Source organism: Actinocorallia lasiicapitis (genome assembly GCF_054778695.1).
In genome coordinates this window covers 1-824 of the sequence record NZ_BAAGZI010000833.1, presented here as the reverse complement: position 1 = coordinate 824, position 824 = coordinate 1, and the positions used below count along the sequence as shown (strand labels likewise).

Here is an 824-nt window from a genome sequence, read left to right as displayed (position 1 = left end):
GCCTCCGGCCCTTTCCGCGCCCCCGTCACCCGGCTGACCGAACTCCGGCTGGCCGCGCTCGAGGACCGGGTCGCGGCCGATCTGCGGCAGGGCGGGGGGCGTGACCTGGCGTCCGAGCTGTCGTCGCTGGTCGCGGAGAACCCGCTGCGCGAACGTCTCGTCGGCGCCCTGATGCGCGCGCTCGTCGCCGACGGCCGTCCCGCCGAGGCCCTGACGGTCTACGAGCAGACCCGCGAAGCGCTCGCCGACGAGCTGGGCGCCGACCCCTCCCCCGAGCTGGCCGCCCTCCACACCTCCATCCTCCGCGGCGAGACCGCGCCCCGCCCGGCCCCCGACACCAGGCCCGCCACCAATCTCCGGGCGGGGCTGACCAGTTTCGTGGGCCGCACCGCCGAGATCGCCGAGGTCCGCGCCCTGGTCACCCGGTACCGCCTGACCACGCTCACCGGCCCCGGCGGCGCGGGCAAGACCCGGCTGGCCACGGAGGTCGCCCAGGCCCTGCTCGCCGGGCCGCCCGAGGAGGTCTGGCTGGTGGAGCTGGCCTCGCTCGGGGACGGCGCGGATCTCGCGCAGGCGATCCTGGTGGCGATGGGGCTGCGGGAGCGGCACGGGGCGGGCGACTCGGCCGACCGGCTGGTCGCGGCGGTGCGCGGACGCGAAGTGCTGCTGGTCTTCGACAACTGCGAGCATCTGATCGGGGCGGCCACGGCCGTCGCCGCCCGGCTGCTCGGCGACTGCCCCGACCTGCGGATCCTGGCGACGAGCAGGGAACCGCTCGGGATCACCGGGGAGGCGGTCTGGCCGGTGCGGCGGCTGTCGCTCCC

At 76.8% G+C, this 824-nt stretch carries 1 protein-coding gene; it reads left to right on the top strand.

Features of this window, described 5'->3' with window-relative positions:
• On the top strand, positions 1–824 hold an 824-nt coding region (locus tag ACYVE7_RS34945), incomplete at both ends, for an ATP-binding protein (protein ID WP_460370950.1).